Raw genomic sequence first — 19,391 nt, forward strand, 5'->3', positions numbered from 1 at the left:
GTGTGCGCGGGGCATCGGCGCCCCGCGCACACTCGTCTCCGCCGACGGCCGGCGTCACGGCCTCCCTCCCTCGTCTTGCACTCGACCGCCGCGAGTGCCAGAATCGCTTTAGCACTCCATCTGATCGAGTGCTAACAGACGGAATCTTTCGCAGACGTCCGGGAGGGACGAGAAACACATGGCAAAGATCATTGCTTTCGACGAGGACGCCCGCCGCGGCCTCGAGCGCGGCCTGAACATCCTGGCCGACACGGTCAAGGTGACCCTCGGCCCGCGTGGTCGCAACGTCGTCCTCGAGAAGAAGTGGGGCGCCCCGACGATCACCAACGATGGCGTGTCCATCGCCAAGGAGATCGAGCTCGACGACCCGTACGAGAAGATCGGCGCGGAGCTCGTCAAGGAGGTCGCCAAGAAGACCGACGACGTCGCCGGCGACGGAACCACCACCGCGACCGTGCTCGCCCAGGCGCTCGTCAAGGAAGGCCTGCGCAACGTCGCGGCCGGCGCCGACCCGATCACCCTCAAGCGCGGCATCGAGAAGGCCGTCGCCGCGGTGACCGAGGAGCTCATCACCAGCGCCAAGGAGGTCGAGTCCAAGGAGGAGATCGCCGCCACCGCGTCCATCTCGGCCGGCGACAGCACCATCGGCGAGATCATCGCCGAGGCGATCGACAAGGTCGGCAAGGAGGGCGTCGTCACCGTCGAGGAGTCGAACACCTTCGGCACCGAGCTCGAGCTGACCGAGGGCATGCGCTTCGACAAGGGCTTCCTGTCGCAGTACTTCGTGACCGACCAGGACCGCCAGGAGGCGGTCTTCGAGGACCCGTACATCCTCATCGCCAACCAGAAGATCTCCTCGATCAAGGACCTGCTCCCGATCGTCGACAAGGTCATCCAGGCCAACAAGCAGCTCCTCATCATCGCGGAGGACGTCGACGGCGAGGCGCTCGCGACCCTCATCGTCAACAAGATCCGCGGCATCTTCAAGTCCGTCGCCGTCAAGGCCCCGGGCTTCGGCGACCGCCGCAAGGCCATGCTGCAGGACATCGCGATCCTCACCGGCGGCCAGGTCATCTCCGAGGAGGTCGGCCTCAAGCTCGAGAACGTCACCCTCGACCTGCTCGGCCAGGCCCGCAAGGTCGTCATCACCAAGGACGAGACCACCATCGTCGAGGGTGCGGGCGACCCGGAGCAGATCGCCGGCCGCGTGGCTCAGATCCGCAACGAGATCGACGCCACCGACAGCGACTACGACCGCGAGAAGCTCCAGGAGCGCCTCGCGAAGCTCGCCGGCGGCGTGGCCGTCATCAAGGCGGGCGCGGCCACCGAGGTCGAGCTCAAGGAGCGCAAGCACCGCATCGAGGACGCCGTCCGCAACGCGAAGGCCGCCGTCGAGGAGGGCATCGTCGCCGGTGGTGGCGTCGCCCTCATCCAGGCCGGCAAGCTCGCCTTCGAGAAGCTGGAGCTCGTCGGTGACGAGGCCACCGGTGCCAACATCGTCAAGGTCGCCATCGAGGCGCCCCTGAAGCAGATCGCGATCAACGCGGGCCTCGAGGCCGGCGTCGTCGTCGAGAAGGTCCGCAACCTCCCCGTCGGCCACGGCCTCAACGCCGCGTCCGGCGAGTACGTCGACATGCTGGCCTCCGGCATCAACGACCCGGTGAAGGTGACCCGCTCGGCGCTGCAGAACGCCGCGTCGATCGCCGGCCTTTTCCTCACCACCGAGGCCGTCGTCGCCGACAAGCCCGAGAAGAACCCGGCTCCGGTCGGCGACCCGACCGGCGGCATGGACTTCTGAGTCCCACCGCCTCGAGTCCATCTCGTCGCTGACGAAGAGGGCGTCTCCCGCACGGGAGGCGCCCTCTTCGCGTTTCGATGCGACACCGTTACGCCAGGTGCGAGCGGGACCGCTCGACTGCTCGATAGTCTTCTGACATCGGGTGGTCCAGCCATATGCCGCTCGGGGAATGGGCGGGGATCGATGCGCAGAACACCAGCGCTCCTGGCCGCGGCAGCGGTCGTCGCTGCGGCCGCACTCGCACTGACGGGATGCACTCCCGGTGCGAAGGGGGAGTCGACGCCGTCGGCCACCGCGCGTCCGACCGGCACATCGACGCCGATGGCGCTGACGACCCCGGCGCCCGCCTGCTCCGCGCTCGTCGACCCGAGCGAGGTGACCGCTCTCGTGGGCGGCACGGGCGAACCTCAGACGTTCGAGCATCTTCAGTCGGGAGGCGTTTTCAACTCAGCGTCCTGGGCGGCGCTCACCGCCAATGGCGCCGTCTGCGGGTGGGGCCAGAACGGGCTCATGGAGCTGACGGGAGACTTCGGGTCGCCCTCCGTGTCTGTCCAGCTCGCTCCGGGGCTCGAGAGCGCCTGGAACGAGCTGGTCGAGCAGCACAAACCGAGTGCGGGGAGCGCCTATGACGGCGCCGCCTCCCGCGGCGGTGCGTGCGAGGGCTCGTTCTGCTTCACCGACCTCCTCGTCGAGGGCGCCTGGCTGCGCGTGGCCGCCAGGGGCGGTGGGACGGCTGTCCGCGAATCCGGCTTCCACGATTTCGTCCAGCAGATCGTGACGCGCTATCGCGCTCTTCCCCGGCCGACGGTGCTCTCCGCGCATCCCCGTGATTGCGACGACGAGGCCCTCCTCTCGTCGGTGCGCAGGTCCTTCGGCGACGGCGTGCAGCGCGGCGACAAGGACGATGCGTTCGCCTTCGGGATCGGGTTGCAGCGCGCCGGCTACGCGACGTCCTGCCGGTTCGACGACGACGGAGGTGGATCGCGCATCCAGAGCGAAGTGACCGTGCTCGATCACGCGACCCCCGCCCTGATCGCCGCCTACCGCTCGGGAGTCGATCACCCGGGCGCGAAGGATGTGGACGTCTCGTCGCTCCCCGGGTCCGCATCGGGCCTGTTCGAGCCGACGGAGGACTCGGAGCGCACCATCGTCGACGTGCTCGACGAGGGGAGGTGGGTCGAGGTCGTGACGTATGAGACCGATGACTCGGCGAAGACGGTCGACCTCGCGAAAGCCCTTCTTGCGAGCGACTGGGTGCGGAAGTAGTCCATGTCCCTCCGCGTCGGCACGGCCGCCATCAGCGCCCTCGTTGTCGCTCTCGTCCTCAGCGGGTGCTCGCTCCTCGGCATCCCCGATCCGGGAGCCTCCGCCTCCCGCACGCCGACGCCCACCCCGGCCGCCGCGTTCGCGCTCGACTGCCCGGCTGTCGTCGACGATGCGGATCTCACCGCGTTCCTCGGCGCCGACGCGAAGCCGGTCACCGACGTCGCCGGGATCACCACCTCCGTCGCCGCTGCAGGCCCACTCGCACTGCCGGCGGTGGGAGGCTCCTCCTGCGGGTGGGCGCACGGGAAGGACACGCTGACGGTCGTGGTGCTCCCGCACGCTGCGGACGCGTGGGGACAGCTCGCCGCCGAGCATCCCGATGTCGCCACGCCCGGCGCCGATTACGAGGGCGGGGTCTCCCTGGGCGGCGACTGCGCGCTGACGCCGACCGTGTGGTGCCGCACCAACGTCCTAGTCGGCGGTGCGTGGCTCGCGGTCGACCTTCGGGCGGCCGCGGTCGCGGGGCTCACCGAGGCGGGTTTCCATGACGCCGTGCAGCGGATGCTGCCGACCGTCACGGCGGAGGAGTCGTCCGCTCCGGCCGCGGCGACCGGTGCGCCGCTCGACTGTTCCGCCGACGATCTGCGCGCGCAGATGCAGACAACGTACGACCTGCCCGCGGTCACTCCGATGGACGTTGACGCGACGTTCCGGGTGGATTCCGCCGTGCTGCGGATGGGCGGCACGACGCTCTGCGCGTTCGGGCGAGGAGGCGGCGGAGATGGCGGAGATGGCGGCAGCGGCGGCGGCACCGCGGCCGGCAGCGGCTACCTCGGCAGCCTCTCGGTGCTGCCCGCTGCCCCCGGCGTCTACGACAGGCTGCGCGCGGCCGTGCTCGCCCTGGATGCGAGCGCACACAGCGAGACGATCACGGTGAAGGGCGAGGAGTATCCGGCGCTCGTCTGGAACGGCGAGGTCGAGGGCACCCCGTTCGCCTCCGTCGACGCCGTCGTCGGCGGTCGATGGATCGAGTTCCACTCGACCGACACCGACCCGTCGCGCGCCCTCGCGATGGTGCAGTGGGCGGCCGGGAAGCTCTGACCGCGTCTCCCCGACACGCGGGTCGAGCCGCGGCTCACGCTGCGCCGCACGTCCCGACCGCTGCCCTTCGGGACGACCGCGGCACGGCGCCGCGCCGCGGTCGTCCCGAAGGGCAGCGGGCGCGACGCAATCGACCCGAAGGGCAGCGCAGCCGCGGGGCCTACGCCGTGAGCGGCTTGGGCGCCGCGGGCGACGCAGCGAGCGGCAGGGATACGCGGAAGGTCGCGCCGCCGCCCTCGGTCTCCACGACCTCCACGGAGCCGTTGTGCGCGGCGACGATGGAGGACACGATGGCGAGGCCCAGGCCGCTGCCGCCGGTCTCGCGGGCGCGCGAGGTGTCGGCGCGCCAGAAGCGCTGGAAGATCTTCTCGCGGATCTGCGGCGGGATGCCCTCGCCGTGGTCGCGCACCTCGAGCGACGCCCGCTCGGTGCGGTGGTCGATCTGCACGGCGATCTCGATCGGGCTGTCCTCCGGCGTGTAGCGGAGGGCGTTGCCCATCAGGTTGGTGACGACCTGGCGCAGCTTGTTCTCCTCCGCGAGCACGATGGCGGGCTCGGCGGGGGCCGGGTTCGTCAGGACGACCTTCTCGGCCGTCACGATGGTCACGGGCTCGGTGCCGCGGCGCGGGCGGCTGCGGCGCAGGCGGGCCAGCGCGGAGCCGGCGAACGCGATGGGGCCGGTCGCGTTGGTGGGCCTGTCCGCCGGTGTGGTGGTCGGCAGCTCGGAGAGCGGCATCGGGACGGTGTCGAGCGTCGGCTCGTCGGGGTCGGCCGGCGCCGCAGCCGCGGGCACCGGGTCCGGGGTGAGCACGGTCACGGTGCGGCCGGGTGCCCCGGCCATCGCGTCCATGGCGGCGTCCTGCGCGATGCGCGTGAGATCGACGGGGTGCAGGTCGAGGGGCTTGGTCTCGTCGAGGCGGGCGAGCTCGAGGAGGTCCTCCACGAGGATGCCCATGCGGATCGCCTCCTTCTCGATGCGGTCCATGGCCTGGGCGACGTCCTCCGGGGTCTGGAGGGCGCCCATCCGGTACAGCTCGGCGTAGCCGCGTACCGACACCAGCGGCGTGCGCAGCTCGTGCGAGGCGTCGCCGACGAAGCGCCGCATCTGGTCGATCGTGCGCGCACGGTCGCTGAACGCGCGGTCGATCCGGTTCAGCATCGTGTTGAGGGAGCGGTTGAGCCGCCCGACCTCGGTGTTCGGCGTCGCCCCGCCGAGGCGCTGGCTGAAGTCGCCGTCGGCGATGCGCGCGGCGGTCTGCTCCACCTCCCGCAGCGGCTGGAACGTGGTGGTCACGAGCATCCGGGTCAGGCCGGCGCCGACGATGATGACGATGACGCCGAAGCCGAGGAAGATCGCGAGGAAGCTCGCCATCACCGTGTCGATCTGCGTGGTCGTCGTCGCGACGATGGCCGTGCCGAGGGCGCCCGGCGGATTCGTCAGCGTCACCGTCTGCGCCAGGGCGCGGTACGTCGTGTGCCCGTCGTTGCTCTGCAGCGGGTAGCCTCCCGCGGGCAGCTTCTTGCCGTCGGCGACGCTCAGGGTGTCGGGCACCGCGGGCCGGTGCGAGTACGGGATGTTGGTCCAGTTGGTCTTGACCAGGTTCCCGTCGGCGTCGTACAGCGCCGCGAAGTAGTCCGACGGGCTGGCGTCGGAGGCGATCTTCTCGCTGTCGGACGAGGTGCCGTAGAGGTAGGTGTTGAGGTACGACGCCCCCGACGCGGCCGAGAGCTGCGCATCCAGCTGATCGAGCAGCACCGGCTTGAGCATCGACATGGTGCCGATGCCCGTCACGAGCAGCCCCAGCGTCAGCATGAGCACGGTGACACCCGTGATCTTGGTGCGCAGGGAGATCGCGTTCCAGCGGTCGAGCAGGCGAGAGTGCATGAGGCCGTCAGTCTATGCGGTGCGTGCTGGGCTCCTCCGGTGCGTACGCTGGGCGCAGCACGGGAGGAGTCACGCCTTGGCGGCCTTGAGCATGTAGCCGAAGCCGCGCTTGGTCTGGATGAGCGGCTCGCTCGAGTGCGCGTCCACCTTGCGGCGCAGGTACGAGATGTACGACTCCACGATCCCCGCATCGCCGTTGAAGTCGTACTCCCAGACGTGGTCGAGGATCTGCGCCTTCGAGAGCACGCGGTTCGGGTTGAGCATCAGGTAGCGCAGCAGCTTGAACTCGGTCGGGCTGAGCTCGATCGGGGTGTCGCCGACGAAGACCTCGTGGGTGTCCTGGTCCATGGTCAGCTCGCCCGCGCGGATGACCGCGTCCTCATCGGCCTGCATGGTGCGGCGGAGGATGGCCTTGATACGCGCGACGATCTCGTCGAGGCTGAACGGCTTGGTGACGTAGTCGTCGCCGCCGACCGTGAGGCCGGTGATCTTGTCCTCGGTGTCGTCCTTCGCGGTGAGGAAGAGGATGGGCGCGGTGTAGCCGGCGCCGCGGAGGCGCTTGGTGACGCCGAAGCCGTTCATGTCGGGCAGCATGACGTCGAGGATGATGAGGTCTGGCTCCTCTTCGAGGACCGCGGAGATCGCCTGTGCCCCGTTGCCGACCGCACGCACGGCGAAGCCGGCGAAGCGGAGGCTGGTGGTCAGCAGATCGCGGATGTTCGGCTCGTCGTCGACGATGAGAATGCGAGGTCCGGCGTTCATGGTGCCTAGTATCTGCGCGGCAGCTGTGTCCTGCCTGTGAGCGGCCGGGGCGCAACCTACGCGGGGGGCTGGCGGAGGCCGTACGATCCGTGGATGCTGTGGTGGAGGAGGCTGCCATGTCCAATCACACCGTCGTCATCGCCGGGGCCGGTCTCGCGGGCGCCACGACCGCGGTCGAGCTGCGCGAGCGCGGCTTCGCCGGCCGCATCCTGCTGCTCGGGGCGGAGGAGCACCATCCGTACCTCCGCCCGCCGCTGTCCAAGGACTACCTGAAGGGGGAGGGCGACCTCGGCGACGCGTACGTCAAGCCGGGGGAGTGGTATCCCGAGCACGACGTCGAGTTCCTGCCCGGAACGGAGGCCGGGTCGTTCGATCCCGGTGCGCACGAGCTGTTCGTGGCGGGCGGCGGCCGGCTCACCTACGACAGCCTGGTGCTCGCGACCGGCGCCCGGCCGCGCCCCGTGGACGTGCCCGGCAGCGGACGCGGCGACGTGCTGCGCCTGCGCACGATCGAGGACAGCCAGCGTCTCTACGCGGCCCTGGAGGTCGGTCACCGACGGGTGGTGATCGTGGGCTCGGGCTGGATCGGCATGGAGGTCGCCGCCGCCGCGCGCGGCTACGGCAACGATGTGACCGTGGTCGGCCGTCAGGAGGTGCCGCTGTCCGGCGCGATCGGGTCCGAGCTGGGGCGCGTCTTCGAGCAGCTCCACCGCGACAACGGGGTGCGGTTCGTGACCGGCGCGGTGGCCGCCGTCGACGGGGGCCCCGCCCACGCGGTGGTGCTCGCCTCGGGCGAGCGCATCCCGGCCGACCTCGTCGTCGCCGGGGTCGGCGCGGCCCCGGACGTGCTCGTGGGCGAGCGCTCCGGCCTCACGATCGAGAACGGCATCCTCACCGACAAGGGGATGCGCACCTCCGCGGAGGACGTCTATGCCGTCGGCGATGTCGCGAACCCCTACCTGCCGGCGATCGGCCGCCATCTGCGCAACGAGCACTGGGCCAACGCGATCGCCGGGGGGACGGTCGCCGCGCGCAGCATCCTGGGGGAGTCCGCGAGCTACGACGACATCCCGTACTTCTACTCCGACCAATACGATCTGGGCATGGAGTTCTCGGGATACGCGCCCCTCATGGCGGACGCCCGCGTCGTCTACCGCGGAGACGTGGACGCGCGCGAGTTCGTCGCGTTCTGGCTGCGCGGCGACCGCGTGGTGGCCGGGATGAACGTCAACGTCTGGGACGTGCAGGACGACATCCAGCGGCTCATCCGCAGCGGCGACCGCCTCGACCCCGCCCGCCTGACGGACGAGAGCGTGGACCTTGCCGCGCTCTGAGACCTACCTGCCCCCGCTCCGCATACCCGTCCGCACCATCGGCGCGCGCACCTTCGACTTCTCGCGGCAGGTCGCCGTCATGGCCGTCGTGAACCGCACCCCGGACTCCTTCTTCGACCAGGGGCGCACCTACGCGCTGGAAGCGGCCGTCGACGCGTGCTTCGAGGCCGTAGCCCGCGGAGCGGACTGGGTCGACATCGGCGGTGCTCCGTTCGCCCCCGGCGAGCCGGTGCCGGTGGAGGACGAGATCGAGCGCGTCGTGCCCGTCGTCGAGCTGCTCCGCCGGGGCTCGGACGTGGTGATCTCGGTCGACACCTTCCACTCCCGGGTCGCGCGCGCCTCCCTCGCGGCCGGCGCCACGGTGATCAACGACACGACCGGACTGAGCGACCCCGACCTCGCCCGCGTCGTCGCCGACAGCGAAGCCACCCTGGTGATCACCCACAGCCTCGCCGAGCCGCGCACCGTCTACCCGCGTCCGCACTACGGCGACGTCGTGACCGAGGTGGCCGATTTCCTCCTCGACCGGGTCGAGCGCGCACGGGAGGCCGGTGTGCCGGAGGAGCGGATCATCGTCGATCCCGGCCACGACCTCAACAAGAACACGCTCCACTCGCTCGAGCTCACCCGCCGGCTGTCCGAGATCGCCGACCTCGGCTACCCCACCCTGGCCGCCGTCTCGAACAAGGACTTCATCGGGGAGACCCTGGACGCGCCCCGCGGCGAGCGGCTCGAAGGGTCGCTGGCCGCCGCCGTCGTGTCGATCGTGAACGGCGCCCGCATCATCCGCATGCACGACGTGCACGCCTCCGTCGCCGCTGCGCGCATGACCGAGGCGATCCTCGGGCTGCGCGCCCCCGCCCACCTGCGCCACAACATGGGAGACGTGAATGAGTGACCCCGCCATCGGACGCCTGCACCCCCTCCCCGCGGCCGACGCCCTGACCGACGCGGACCTCACCGCGCTCTACGACGACCCCCGGCGCGCGCCGTGGGTGCGGGTCAACTTCGTGAGCAGCCTCGACGGCGCCGCCACCGTGCAGGGACTCTCGGCAGGACTCGGCGGCGATGCCGACCACCGCGTCTTCGACCTGCTGCGCCGGCTCTGCGATGTGGTGGTCGTCGGCGCCGGGACGGTGCGGGCCGAGGGCTACGGCGCGATGCGGGTCGACCGGGCCGCGCAGCGCGCGCGGGAGGGCGCCGGCCTCGCCGCCCACCCCGTCTTCGCGATCGTCTCGGCGCACCTCGACCTCGACCCGGGCAGCGCCGTCTTCACCGATGCGCCCGTCCGTCCCCTCGTCGTCACCACCGAGGCCGCCCCGCAGCGGCAGCGGGAGGCGCTCGCCGCTGTCGCCGACGTGCTCGTCTGCGGCGTCGACAGGGTCGACCCCGCCGCGATGGTCGCCGCGCTCGCCGATCGCGGTCTCGCGCGCATCCACTGCGAGGGAGGTCCGCACCTCTTCGCCGACCTGATCGCCGCCGGGGTCGTCGACGAGCTCTGCCTCACCGTCAGCCCGCTGCTCGTCGCCGGCACCGCCTCCCGCATCGCCGCGGGCGCGACCCCGGACGTCCCGCTGGAGCTGGGGCTGGCGCACGTGCTGCACGCGGACGGCACCCTGCTGCTGCGCTATGTCCGACCCTGAGCCCGGCGGCCCTCCAGCAACTCCGGCAATGTGGCTCGACTCCGCGCAGATCACCGGAACAACGGCGAACTGAGCGGCGCGTCGCGTCGGAACTCCGGACCTACGCCGCCTGCAGCGTGTGCGCGTCCAGGATCGTGTACGAATACCCCTGCTCGGCGAGGAACCGCTGCCGGTTCTGCGCGAAGTCCTGGTCGACGGTGTCCCGCGAGACGAGGGTGTAGAAGTTCGCCGACAGGCCGGACTCCTTGGGGCGCAGCAAGCGGCCGAGGCGCTGCGCCTCCTCCTGCCGGGAGCCGTAAGAGCCGGAGACCTGGATGGCGACCGTCGCCTCGGGGAGGTCGACCGAGAAGTTCGCGACCTTGCTCACGACGAGCACCGGTGTGCGGCCGTCGCGGAACTCCTGGTACAGCCGTTCGCGCTCGTCCACCGGCGTCGCGCCCGTGAGCTGTGGCGCGCCCAGCGTCTCCGCCAGTTCGTCGATCTGGTCGAGGTACTGGCCGATCACGAGGATGCGCTCGCCGGCGTGCCGGTCGACCAGCTGACGCACGACGTCCAGCTTGGCCGGGGCGGTCGCCGCGAGGCGGTAGCGCTCGTCGTCCGCGGCCGCCGCGTAGCTGAGGCGTTCGGAGGCGGGGAGGTCGATGCGCACCTCGTAGCAGGCCGCGGGGGAGATGAAGCCCTGCGCCTCGATCTCCTTCCACGGCGCGTCGAAGCGCTTGGGGCCGATGAGACTGAAGACGTCGCCCTCGCGACCGTCTTCGCGCACCAGGGTCGCGGTGAGGCCGAGGCGGCGGCGGGCCTGCAGTTCCGCGGTCAGCTTGAAGACCGGCGCCGGCAGCAGGTGCACCTCGTCGTAGACCACGAGCCCCCAGTCGAGCGCGTCGAGCAGCGCCAGGTGCGCGTACTCGCCCTTCCGCTTGGCCGTGAGGATCTGGTACGTCGCGATGGTGACCGGCTTGACCTCCTTGACCTGGCCCGAGTACTCGCCGATCTCGTCGGCGGTGAGCGTGGTGCGCTTGAGCAGCTCGTCGCGCCACTGCCGCGCCGAGACGGTGTTGGTCACGAGGATGAGCGTGGTGGTCTGCGAGGTCGCCATCGCGCCCGCGCCGACGAGTGTCTTGCCGGCGCCGCAGGGCAGCACGACGACTCCCGAGCCTCCGTCGAAGAAGTTGCTGACGGCCTTGCGCTGGTAGTCGCGCAGGGCCCAGCCGTCCTCGCGCAGCCCGATGTCGTGCGGAGTGCCGGGGGTGTAGCCGGCGAGGTCCTCGGCGGGCCAGCCGAGCTTGACCAGCTCCTGCTTGAGCTGCCCGCGCGCCCACGCCTGCACGGCGAACGTGGTGTCGTCGCGGCGCTCCAGGAGCAGCGGGGCGATCCGCTTGGCGCTCGCGACCTCCGTCAGCACCGCGAGATCCGCCGAGCGCAGCACGAGCTCGCCCTCGTCGTCGCGCTCGATCACCAGGCGGCCGTAGCGCGCCACCGTCTCGGCGACGTCCACCGACACCGTCTGCGGGATGGGGAACTTGGAGTAGCGCTCCAGCGTCGCCAGCATGTCGTCGGCGGTGTGACCGGCCGCCCGCGCGTTCCACAGGCCGAGACGGGTGATCCGGTACGTGTGGATGTGCTCGGGTGCGCGCTCCAACTCGGCGAAGACGGCGAGGTCGTGGCGGGCGTCCTCGGCGGCGGGATGGGCGACTTCGAGCAGGACGGTTCGGTCGCTCTGGACGATCAGGGGGCCATCGGACATAACGGCTGAGTCTACGCCGCGCGGGTGAATACTCGGCGAAGCGGCCTCCTCCGCGCCCGTCCGCGCCGGGCGTGCGTCTCAGAGCGGCCGGACGGCCTTCACGCTCGACAGCGGCAGCGTCCGCTCGATGTCCGCGGAGCGGTCCCGCCCGCGGAGCCGCCCGCCACCGACCCCGGTCGGCTCCAGCACGAGGTCGACCACACTGCCGTCGGGCATCGCGACCTCGACGACCACCGGCTGCCGGGCGCGCACCGCCTGGTCGAGCTGACGGGCGAGCCACTGCTCGGCCGTGTCGTCCGTGACGGCGGCGTCGACCGCGCGCAGCCGCTCGACGAGTTCGCGGTCCTGGTCGCGGTTCGGGGCGGTCTGCGGGTGGGCGTAGCGCTGGCGGCGCAGAGTGACGGGCTCCCCGTTCTCATCCTCCGCGACCACGGGGTAGCGGGCGTCCGACAGCGCCCAGAAGACGACATCGCGTGGGAAGCGGCTGTGCAGCACGTCGGCCCGCGCGGGCGTGAGCCGCAGGGAGCTCAGGGACTGGTCGACCTCGATCGTGCGCAGGAGGGTGGTGTCGGCAGAGTGCACCGCCGTGCTCGCCTCCCCCTCGTCGACGGTGCGCACCCGCACGCGGCCGTGGCGCTCGGTCACATCGGTGATCAGATAGTCGAGCGGCTGGGGGAGGCCGGTGAGCGAGATGCCGGAGAGGAACTCCCGGATCGTGGCGGCGGTCTCGCCCGCGGTGATCGCGCGGTCGACCGAGGCGGGGGAGAAGCGGAACGTGGAGGCCAGCGCCCGGCTCTCCAGATCGGCCATCGTGCGCAGCCGTGCCTCCAGGTCGGGCGCGAGGGGACCCGGCGAGATCATCGTGAGGTCGTGCTGCAGATAGACCTGACGCACCTCGGCGGGGAAGGCGGGGGCGAGCGCGTCGGCCGACGCCTCCGGCCCCGCCTCGACGAGCACGGTGCCGGGGCCGGAGGGCGCGCCGTGGGCCGTGATGCCCAGCCACTCGGCGTCGCGCAGGTGGGCGTCGACCCGTGCCCGCGCCTCGTCGGCCGCGGCCGGGTAGAGCCAGCCGACGTGCTCGCGGAGGCTGTCGCCCCACTCCGCGCGGCTGCGGTCGGCGACGAGCGCGCGCAGATCGTCGGGCAGCGCCCCCAGCCAGGCGCCGGCCAGTGCGCGCCAGCGGTCCGGCGTGGAGGCGTGGAGCCACGCGGCGGCCGGCTCCGCCGGGAGCCACTGCCCGGCCTCCACCGCGACGAGACCGGCGCGGGAGGCGACCGACAGCACGGTCGGGACGGCGTCCGCATCCACGGCGAGGGCTTCGGAGAGCCTTTTGACGGCGGGGAGCGCGAGGCCGCCGCGCTGCAGCTCGCGGGCGCCCTCCCTCCCCAGCTCGGCGAGCAGCTCCGAGACGGCGACGACGGCCTCGAACGCGCGGTCGGCGGCGAGGCGGTCGGTGAACCTCCGCTCCGTGTCCGGCACGGGCGCCAGCGCGGGCGGGGGAGCGGTGCGCAGGAGCTCGTCGGGGGAGGGGAGGCCGGCGTCGGGCCAGGCGATCAGGCGGGCGGAGACGGCGTCGTACGCCCCGTAGCGGGGCGTGCGGCCGTCTGCGGGGTCGGCGTCTTCCGGGTCGCTGTCGGCCGGGTGCGCCAGCAGGAGGCCGCTCAGCGCGTCCAGCGCGGCTGCGGCCTGCTGCTCGGTCGCGCCGGCGGTCGCGGGCTCCCGGTCGAGCGCGACGGCCACCTCCCGCACCTCCAGCGGACCGGCGGCGCGCCCGAGCGCGATCAGCGTGGCGAGTCGGGTGCGGTCGAGTGCGACCAGCGCCCGCTGTACCGACTCGCCGTCGAGGAGCGCCTCGGCGAGATCGAAGAAGTCGGAGATGCCCGAGCGCCGCACACTCCGGCGGTGCAGGGCGGCGACGAGTTCGTCGTCCGGGAGCGCGCGCAGACGCGCCGCCAGTGCGAGCGTCGTCGTCATCGCGCCGGTCCGCTGTCGCTCGCTAGCGCCGGGCCTTGGGGTCCAGGTCCTTCGCGGCCTTCGCCGCCTTGCTGCGCTGGCGGCCCACCACGATGATCAGCGCGATGATCAGCACGAACGCGATCGGCAGGGCGATCAGCGGGAAGACGAACACCGCCGGCCACAGCCCCTCGCCCGATCCCTGCTGGGCGAAACCGCCCACCGCGGTGCCGATCAGGATGGCTGCGATGCAGACCAGGGAGACGATCACGAGCGCCGCGATGATGTACGAGAGGATGCGCTGCACGCGCGATGCGGGCGCCGGGGTCTGCTGGGTCACGAAATCAAGGATAATTGAGGTTGGTCATTCGATCCCCCATGTGAAGTGAGGTTCCCATGCCAACCGGCAAGGTCAAGTTCTACGACGATGAGAAAGGCTTCGGCTTCATCAGCGCCGACGACGGTCAGGAGGTCTTCCTGCACGCGTCCGCGCTGCCCGCCGGCGCCGTCGTCAAGGCGGGATCGCGGCTCGAGTTCGGCATCGCCGACGGCAAGCGCGGTGCGCAGGCGCTGTCGGTGCGCGTCCTCGAGACGCCGCCGAGCCTCGTGAAGATGAAGCGCAAGTCGGCCGACGACATGGCGATCATCGTCGAGGACCTCGTGAAGCTCCTCGACGGCATCGGCGCGAACCTGCGTCGCGGCAAGTACCCCGACAAGCAGCACGGCGCCAAGATCGCTGCCGTGCTGCGCCGTGTTGCGGACGACCTGGATGCCTGACACCGGCATCGAGGACCTGCTCGCGGCCGAGCCGCTCGCCCGCCGCGCCCTCGCGGAGATCACCCCCGAGGCGACGATCGGCGCCGCCGCGGGCCACATCGTCGAGGGGGAGGCCGTCGTCTCCCTGCTCTTCGAGGCCAAGCTCGCCGGCTACCCCGGCTGGCGCTGGACGGTCACGATCGGCCGCGCCGACGAGGACGCCGCCCCCACGGTGCTCGAGGCCGAGCTGATGCCCGCCGAGGGCGCGCTGCTCGCGCCCGACTGGGTGCCGTGGTCGGAGCGTCTCGCCGACTACCAGGCCGCCCAGGAGGCCATCGCCGCCGCCGAGGCCGAAGCCGCAGCGGAGAACGACTCGGACGAGGACGACTCCGACGAGGACGATGAGACCGACGACGAGTCGGACGAGGACGACGCGGACGACTACGACGACGAGGACGCGGAGGACGACGAGTCGGACGATGACGAGGACGAGGACGACGATCACGACGTCCACGACCTCCACGGCGACGATGACCTCGACGGGGTCGACATCGACAGCCTCCACGGCGACGACGCCGAGTCGGACGACGACGCCGAGTCGGACGGCGACGACGCCGAGTCGGACGACGACGCCGAGTCGGACGACGACGCCGAGTCGGACGACGACGCCGCGGTCGTCGACGCGCTCGATCCCGCCTTCGACGAGGTCACCGACGTCGACGCCGATCTCGACCTCCCGGCCGAGGAGGCCGCCGCGCTCGAGGAGCCGGAGCCCGCAGAAGCCGGGCCGGAGTCGACCGAGCAGCAGTAGCGCCGCCTCGGCGCAGGTCCGTCCGCGCGCAGGGTCCGTCCACGGATCCTGCGCCGGCCGGGCGCACCTGTCGCGTGCGGGTCGGCGTACCCGGGTCGACGCGCCGGTCAGCCCCGTTTGCGCCGGGTGACCGTGAGGTACACCATCCCGAGGACCCCGAGAGCCAGCCCGACGACGACCGTCCAGGTCCAGACGCCGCCCGGGCCGGCGATGAGCACGACGACGAGCGCCAGCACCCAGAGCGCGAGGCCGACGAGAACGGCCCGCCGGTCGTCCGTCTTCACGGGGACCGGGTCGGGCCGTCGTTCGTCGTCGCGGAGCCAGAGCCGCATGGCGGTCGTCAGCCCAGCCGCTCCACCACGTACTCGACGCAGCCGATGAGCGCGCGCACGTCGGAGGGCTCGATGGCCGTGAACGTGGCGATGCGCAGCTGGTTGCGGCCGAGCTTGCGGTAGGGCTCGGTGTCGACGACGCCGTTCGCACGGAGCGTCTTGGCCACCGCGGCGGCGTCGATGCGGTCGTCGAAGTCGATCGTGACGACGACCTGCGAGCGGTGCTCCGGGTCGGCGACGAACGGGGTGGCGTAGTCCACGCCCTCCGCCCACGCGTACAGCGCATCGGACGACTCGCGCGTGCGGGCGTCGGCCCAGGCGAGACCGCCGTTGCCGTTCATCCACTCGATCTGGTTGTCGAGCAGCGCCAGCGTGGCGACGGCCGGGGTGTTGAGCGTCTGGTTGAGGCGCGAGTTGTCGATCGCGTTCTTGATCGAGAGGAACTCGGGGATGTAGCGGTCGGTGGCCGCGATGCGCTCGACCCGCTCGATCGCGGCGGGGGAGAAGAGGGCGAGCCACAGGCCGCCGTCCGACGCGAAGTTCTTCTGCGGCGCGAAGTAGTAGACGTCCGCCTGCGACGCGTCGATGTCGACGCCGCCCGCGGCGCTGGTCGCGTCGATCACGGTGAGCGCGCCCGCGTCGCCGGTCACGCGGCGCACCGGGGCCATGACGCCGGTGGAGGTCTCGTTGTGCGGCCAGGCGTAGACGTCGACGCCCTCGATCGGCTCCGCGGTGCTGCGCGAGCCGGCGGGGGCTTCGATGACGTGCGGGGCCTGGAGCCACGGAGTCTTCGCCGCCTTGGCGAACTTGCCGCCGAACTCGCCGAAGACGAGGTTCTGGCTCCGGGTCTCGATGAGGGAGAACGCCGCGGCGTCCCAGAAGGCGGTGGAGCCTCCGTTGCCGATGACGACCTCGTAGCCCTCGGGGATCCGGAACAGGTCGGCCAGACCGTCGCGCACGCGGCCGACGAGGTTCTTCACCGGCGCCTGCCGGTGGGAGGTGCCGAGCAGCGCGGCGCCCGGGCCGGCGAGGTACGCCAGCTGCTCCGGGCGGACCTTGGACGGGCCGCAGCCGAATCGTCCGTCGGCGGGCAGCAGATCAGTGGGAATCGTCACATCCGGCATAACAGAAGTGTATGGGCTGTTGTAACCACCTGATGGCCGCCGGGACCGCCCGGACGCGCCTGCACGTTTCTGTCGTCGGCAGCAAGTAGGCTCTACCCCGACATTCGCGTGCCTGCAAGTGGAGGGGTTCATGACCGATCTGATCGACACGACGGAGATGTATCTTCGCACCATCCTGGAGCTCGAAGAGGACAACATCATCCCCCTGCGCGCGCGCATCTCGGAGCGCCTCGGCCACTCCGGCCCCACTGTCTCGCAGACCGTCGGCCGCATGGAGCGCGACGGCCTCGTCGTCGTCTCGGGCGACCGTCACCTGGAACTCACCGACGAGGGCCGCCGCAAGGCCGTCAACGTCATGCGCAAGCACCGCCTGGCCGAGCGCCTGCTCAGCGACGTGATCGAGCTCGAATGGGAGTACGTGCACGAGGAGGCCTGCCGCTGGGAGCACGTGATGAGCGAGCAGGTGGAGCGCAAGCTGCTCACCATGCTCGGTCACCCCACGGAGTCGCCGTACGGCAACCCCATCCCGGGCCTCGGCGACCTGGGTGACCAGGGCGCCGTCGACGCCGCCGCCACGCAGAGCCTGGTCAACCTCGTCGACGTCGTCCGCGGCTCCGATTCCGGGGTGACTGCCAGGATCCGCCGACTCGGCGAGCCCGCGCAGGTGGACCCGGAGCTGCTGCTGCAGCTCAAGCAGGCGGGTGTTTTTCCGGGCTCGACCGGCACTTTCTCTCCCGCCGGCTCCTACGTAGCCGTACAGATCGACGGCTTCGAGACGGGGCTGGAGCTGCCCAATGAGCTCGCCGCCCACATCTTCGTCGACGCCTGAATTCCGTTACCGGTTCGTTAAAAAAGTCTCGAAATGATGTGACAAACGGGAGTACGTCCCGTAGTCTCTTACGAGTTCGAACGGGCCACAAGCCGGCCCATCAGAACCCGAACCGGGACGCTCCACACCCCCTGAACCCGTCTCCCGGTTCGTGAAGCCGAAGCCAATACGCATCGGGCGGGGGCAGCTCCCTAGTGCTGCCGGAGCGCTGGAGGTTGCACTTGGCACACTCGAGTACGCCCGGTCCTGACCAGGACCGCACGAGCACCGACGCCACACAGACCCCCGCCGACTCTGCTCTCGTCTCCCGCCGCTCTCTCCGCGCTGAGCGCACCGCCGCCGAGCGCACCGCGAAGGCCGCCCCGAAGCCGTCGGTCGCCGCGCGCACCGCCGCTCCGGCGAAGACCGCGTCCACTGCCACCGGCTCCACGGCCGCCGCGAAGAAGCCGGCCGCGAAGCGCAAGGGCGGCTGGGCCATCAATGTCGCGGTCATGACCGTGGCCACCGGCATCATCGCCACCATGTCCATCCCCGCGTTCGCCTTCAACCCGGACAACGCCGAGACGTCCGCGTTCGGCACGAGCGCCGCGGACAGCATGAAGAAGGCGCAGGCGCAGACCGTCGAGGTCGGCACCACCGTCGCCTCCGCCGCCGTCGCCCGCGACGCCGCCTCCGCCACCACGGAGGAGCAGCTCGCTTCGCAGAAGGCCGCCGCCGCTGCCGAGGCCGCCCGTCAGCGGGCCGCCGTCACGCTGACGAACTACGCGAACAGCTACTCCGGCCCGTCGGTCTCCGACTTCCTGGCCAACCCGCCCTACCCCAACTTCAGCCTCGCCTCCGTCTTCTCGGTCGCGCAGCAGTACATCGGCACCCCCTACGTCTTCGGCGGCGCCTCCCCGGCCGGCTTCGACTGCTCCGGCTACGTGCAGTTCGTCTACGCCCAGTTCGGTGTCTCCCTCCCGCACTCCGTGTCGGGCCAGGCGGCCGCCGGCAAGCGGATCTCCATCGAGGACGCTCAGCCCGGCGACCTCGTCATCATGTCCGGCCACGACGGCTTCTACGCCGGCAATGGCAACATCATGGACGCCCCCGAGGTCGGCCGTTCCATCTCGGTGCGTCCCATCTGGACGAGCGACTTCTACATCGTCCGTCTCGGGATCTGATCGGGTTTCAGTTTTCTGGCCGGCGGGTGAACGCCCTTCTTACCGGAGGGTGAACTCTGGCCGGCCCGGCTGTGAAACGGCGCGCCTCGAATAGGAGGTGCGCCGTTTCTGCGCTACTCTGATCCCCTGATGCCGCGTCATCCGGTTGCTGTTCCGCCCGGAGTCAGGTCGCTGAGGGCGACCCGACGGGCCGAGCGCGGCCTTCCCGCGGTGGAGCGCCGCCGCGACTTCTTCGCCTGCCGCCACCATGTGGAGCCCTGCCTCCACCATCACGTGGTGCGTCACCACCACCCTGTCGTTCCTTCATTGGGCGCTGTCCGCACGGACAGTGCCCTTTTTGTTTGCCCTGCAGCGTCCACCCCCACCCCTCTCGCCCTCCCGGAAGGTCGCAGATGAAGACTCTGGTCCTCAACGCCGGCTACGAACCCCTCGCGGTCGTCTCGTTCAAGCGCGCCCTCGTCCTCGTGATGAATCACAAGGCCACCGTGCTCTCCATCGACCCCGACCACCCCGTCTGGACCATCTCGGGCAGCTTCGAGCGCCCCTCCGTCATCCTCCTCACCCGCTACGTGCGCCTCCCACGCGGCCGCGCCGTCCCCGTCAGCCGCCGCGGCGTCCTCCGCCGCGACCTCCACCGCTGCGGCTACTGCGGCAAGTCCGCCACGACCATCGACCACGTGCAGCCCCGCTCCCGCGGCGGCCGCGACAGCTGGGAGAACCTCGTCGCCTGCTGCCTCCGCTGCAACAACCTCAAAGGCGACCGCACCCCCGCCGAAATGGGCTGGACCCTCGCCGTCACCCCCCGCGCCCCCCACGACGCCTCGTGGATGGTCCGCGGCACCGAGATCTCCCAACCCGACTGGGAGGACTACCTCGCCCCCGCGGCGTGA

Annotated in this window: 18 protein-coding genes; 11 read left to right on the forward strand and 7 right to left on the reverse strand. The window is 71.1% G+C overall.

The window, feature by feature from the left end:
* The first annotated feature begins 178 nt into the window (after positions 1 to 178).
* The 3 genes from groL (at position 179) to LLS1_RS10195 (ending at position 4,165) form a co-directional block, all read left to right on the forward strand.
* Positions 179 to 1,798, forward strand: a complete 1,620-nt coding sequence (gene groL, locus LLS1_RS10185; RefSeq protein ID WP_223357670.1) for a chaperonin GroEL — start codon at positions 179 to 181, stop codon at positions 1,796 to 1,798.
* Positions 1,799 to 1,981: 183 nt separating this feature from the next.
* Positions 1,982 to 3,064 carry a hypothetical protein gene (locus tag LLS1_RS10190; RefSeq protein WP_226655253.1) on the forward strand — a complete coding sequence of 361 codons (1,083 nt, stop codon included), beginning with the start codon at positions 1,982 to 1,984 and terminating at the stop codon, positions 3,062 to 3,064.
* Between the two features lie 3 nt (positions 3,065 to 3,067).
* On the forward strand, positions 3,068 to 4,165 hold the full coding sequence (locus LLS1_RS10195; protein ID WP_226655255.1) for a hypothetical protein: 1,098 nt from the start codon (positions 3,068 to 3,070) through the stop codon (positions 4,163 to 4,165).
* 160 nt (positions 4,166 to 4,325) lie between these two features.
* On the opposite strand, the gene LLS1_RS10200 is transcribed toward LLS1_RS10195, so the two are convergent.
* The gene (locus tag LLS1_RS10200) at positions 4,326 to 6,050 is read right to left on the reverse strand and encodes a cell wall metabolism sensor histidine kinase WalK (protein ID WP_223357667.1); all 1,725 of its coding nucleotides are present in this window, start codon (positions 6,048 to 6,050) and stop codon (positions 4,326 to 4,328) included.
* Positions 6,051 to 6,119: 69 nt separating this feature from the next.
* The gene (locus tag LLS1_RS10205) at positions 6,120 to 6,812 is read right to left on the reverse strand and encodes a response regulator transcription factor (RefSeq protein WP_018191755.1); all 693 of its coding nucleotides are present in this window, start codon (positions 6,810 to 6,812) and stop codon (positions 6,120 to 6,122) included.
* 116 nt (positions 6,813 to 6,928) lie between these two features.
* Between LLS1_RS10205 and LLS1_RS10210 the strand changes: the two genes are divergently transcribed.
* The 3 genes from LLS1_RS10210 to LLS1_RS10220 are packed head-to-tail and all read left to right on the forward strand — an operon-like array spanning position 6,929 to position 9,789.
* Positions 6,929 to 8,146 (forward strand): NAD(P)/FAD-dependent oxidoreductase, encoded by a 1,218-nt coding sequence (locus LLS1_RS10210; RefSeq protein WP_226655257.1) that lies wholly within the window; start codon positions 6,929 to 6,931, stop codon positions 8,144 to 8,146.
* Positions 8,133 to 9,044, forward strand: a complete 912-nt coding sequence (gene folP, locus LLS1_RS10215) for a dihydropteroate synthase (RefSeq protein WP_226655259.1) — start codon at positions 8,133 to 8,135, stop codon at positions 9,042 to 9,044. The genes LLS1_RS10210 and folP overlap by 14 nt, the downstream gene beginning before the upstream one ends.
* The gene (locus LLS1_RS10220; protein WP_226655260.1) at positions 9,037 to 9,789 is read left to right on the forward strand and encodes a pyrimidine reductase family protein; all 753 of its coding nucleotides are present in this window, start codon (positions 9,037 to 9,039) and stop codon (positions 9,787 to 9,789) included. The genes folP and LLS1_RS10220 overlap by 8 nt, the downstream gene beginning before the upstream one ends.
* 100 nt (positions 9,790 to 9,889) lie before the next feature.
* On the opposite strand, the gene LLS1_RS10225 is transcribed toward LLS1_RS10220, so the two are convergent.
* The 3 genes from LLS1_RS10225 to LLS1_RS10235 form a co-directional block, all read right to left on the reverse strand.
* Positions 9,890 to 11,533 (reverse strand): DNA repair helicase XPB, encoded by a 1,644-nt coding sequence (locus LLS1_RS10225; RefSeq protein WP_223357663.1) that lies wholly within the window; start codon positions 11,531 to 11,533, stop codon positions 9,890 to 9,892.
* A gap of 78 nt (positions 11,534 to 11,611) precedes the next feature.
* The gene (locus LLS1_RS10230) at positions 11,612 to 13,507 is read right to left on the reverse strand and encodes a helicase-associated domain-containing protein (protein ID WP_226655262.1); all 1,896 of its coding nucleotides are present in this window, start codon (positions 13,505 to 13,507) and stop codon (positions 11,612 to 11,614) included.
* Between the two features lie 22 nt (positions 13,508 to 13,529).
* Positions 13,530 to 13,826: a hypothetical protein gene (locus LLS1_RS10235; RefSeq protein WP_226655264.1), complete on the reverse strand. Its 297-nt coding sequence runs from the start codon at positions 13,824 to 13,826 to the stop codon at positions 13,530 to 13,532.
* A gap of 56 nt (positions 13,827 to 13,882) precedes the next feature.
* Here LLS1_RS10235 and LLS1_RS10240 point away from each other — a divergent pair, with 56 nt between their 5' ends.
* Positions 13,883 to 14,263 (forward strand): cold-shock protein, encoded by a 381-nt coding sequence (locus tag LLS1_RS10240; RefSeq protein WP_223357660.1) that lies wholly within the window; start codon positions 13,883 to 13,885, stop codon positions 14,261 to 14,263.
* On the forward strand, positions 14,256 to 15,053 hold the full coding sequence (locus LLS1_RS10245; protein WP_226655266.1) for a DUF3027 domain-containing protein: 798 nt from the start codon (positions 14,256 to 14,258) through the stop codon (positions 15,051 to 15,053). The genes LLS1_RS10240 and LLS1_RS10245 overlap by 8 nt, the downstream gene beginning before the upstream one ends.
* A gap of 107 nt (positions 15,054 to 15,160) precedes the next feature.
* On the opposite strand, the gene LLS1_RS10250 is transcribed toward LLS1_RS10245, so the two are convergent.
* Both LLS1_RS10250 and serC read right to left on the reverse strand, forming a co-directional pair.
* Positions 15,161 to 15,385 carry a DUF2530 domain-containing protein gene (locus LLS1_RS10250; RefSeq protein WP_223357658.1) on the reverse strand — a complete coding sequence of 75 codons (225 nt, stop codon included), beginning with the start codon at positions 15,383 to 15,385 and terminating at the stop codon, positions 15,161 to 15,163.
* A gap of 8 nt (positions 15,386 to 15,393) precedes the next feature.
* Positions 15,394 to 16,509 carry a phosphoserine transaminase gene (gene serC / locus LLS1_RS10255; RefSeq protein WP_226655267.1) on the reverse strand — a complete coding sequence of 372 codons (1,116 nt, stop codon included), beginning with the start codon at positions 16,507 to 16,509 and terminating at the stop codon, positions 15,394 to 15,396.
* 130 nt (positions 16,510 to 16,639) lie between these two features.
* On the opposite strand from serC, the gene LLS1_RS10260 reads away from it, so the two are divergent.
* From LLS1_RS10260 to LLS1_RS10270, 3 genes are all read left to right on the forward strand, one after another.
* Positions 16,640 to 17,338: a metal-dependent transcriptional regulator gene (locus LLS1_RS10260; protein ID WP_226655269.1), complete on the forward strand. Its 699-nt coding sequence runs from the start codon at positions 16,640 to 16,642 to the stop codon at positions 17,336 to 17,338.
* Between the two features lie 221 nt (positions 17,339 to 17,559).
* Positions 17,560 to 18,501, forward strand: coding sequence for a C40 family peptidase (locus tag LLS1_RS10265; protein ID WP_226655271.1), 942 nt, complete (start codon positions 17,560 to 17,562; stop codon positions 18,499 to 18,501).
* 392 nt (positions 18,502 to 18,893) lie between these two features.
* Complete coding sequence (locus tag LLS1_RS10270) at positions 18,894 to 19,391, forward strand: HNH endonuclease (RefSeq protein ID WP_223357654.1); 498 nt, start codon at positions 18,894 to 18,896, stop codon at positions 19,389 to 19,391.

The organism is Leifsonia sp. LS1 (genome assembly GCF_020521355.1).
GTDB lineage: Bacteria > Actinomycetota > Actinomycetes > Actinomycetales > Microbacteriaceae > Leifsonia.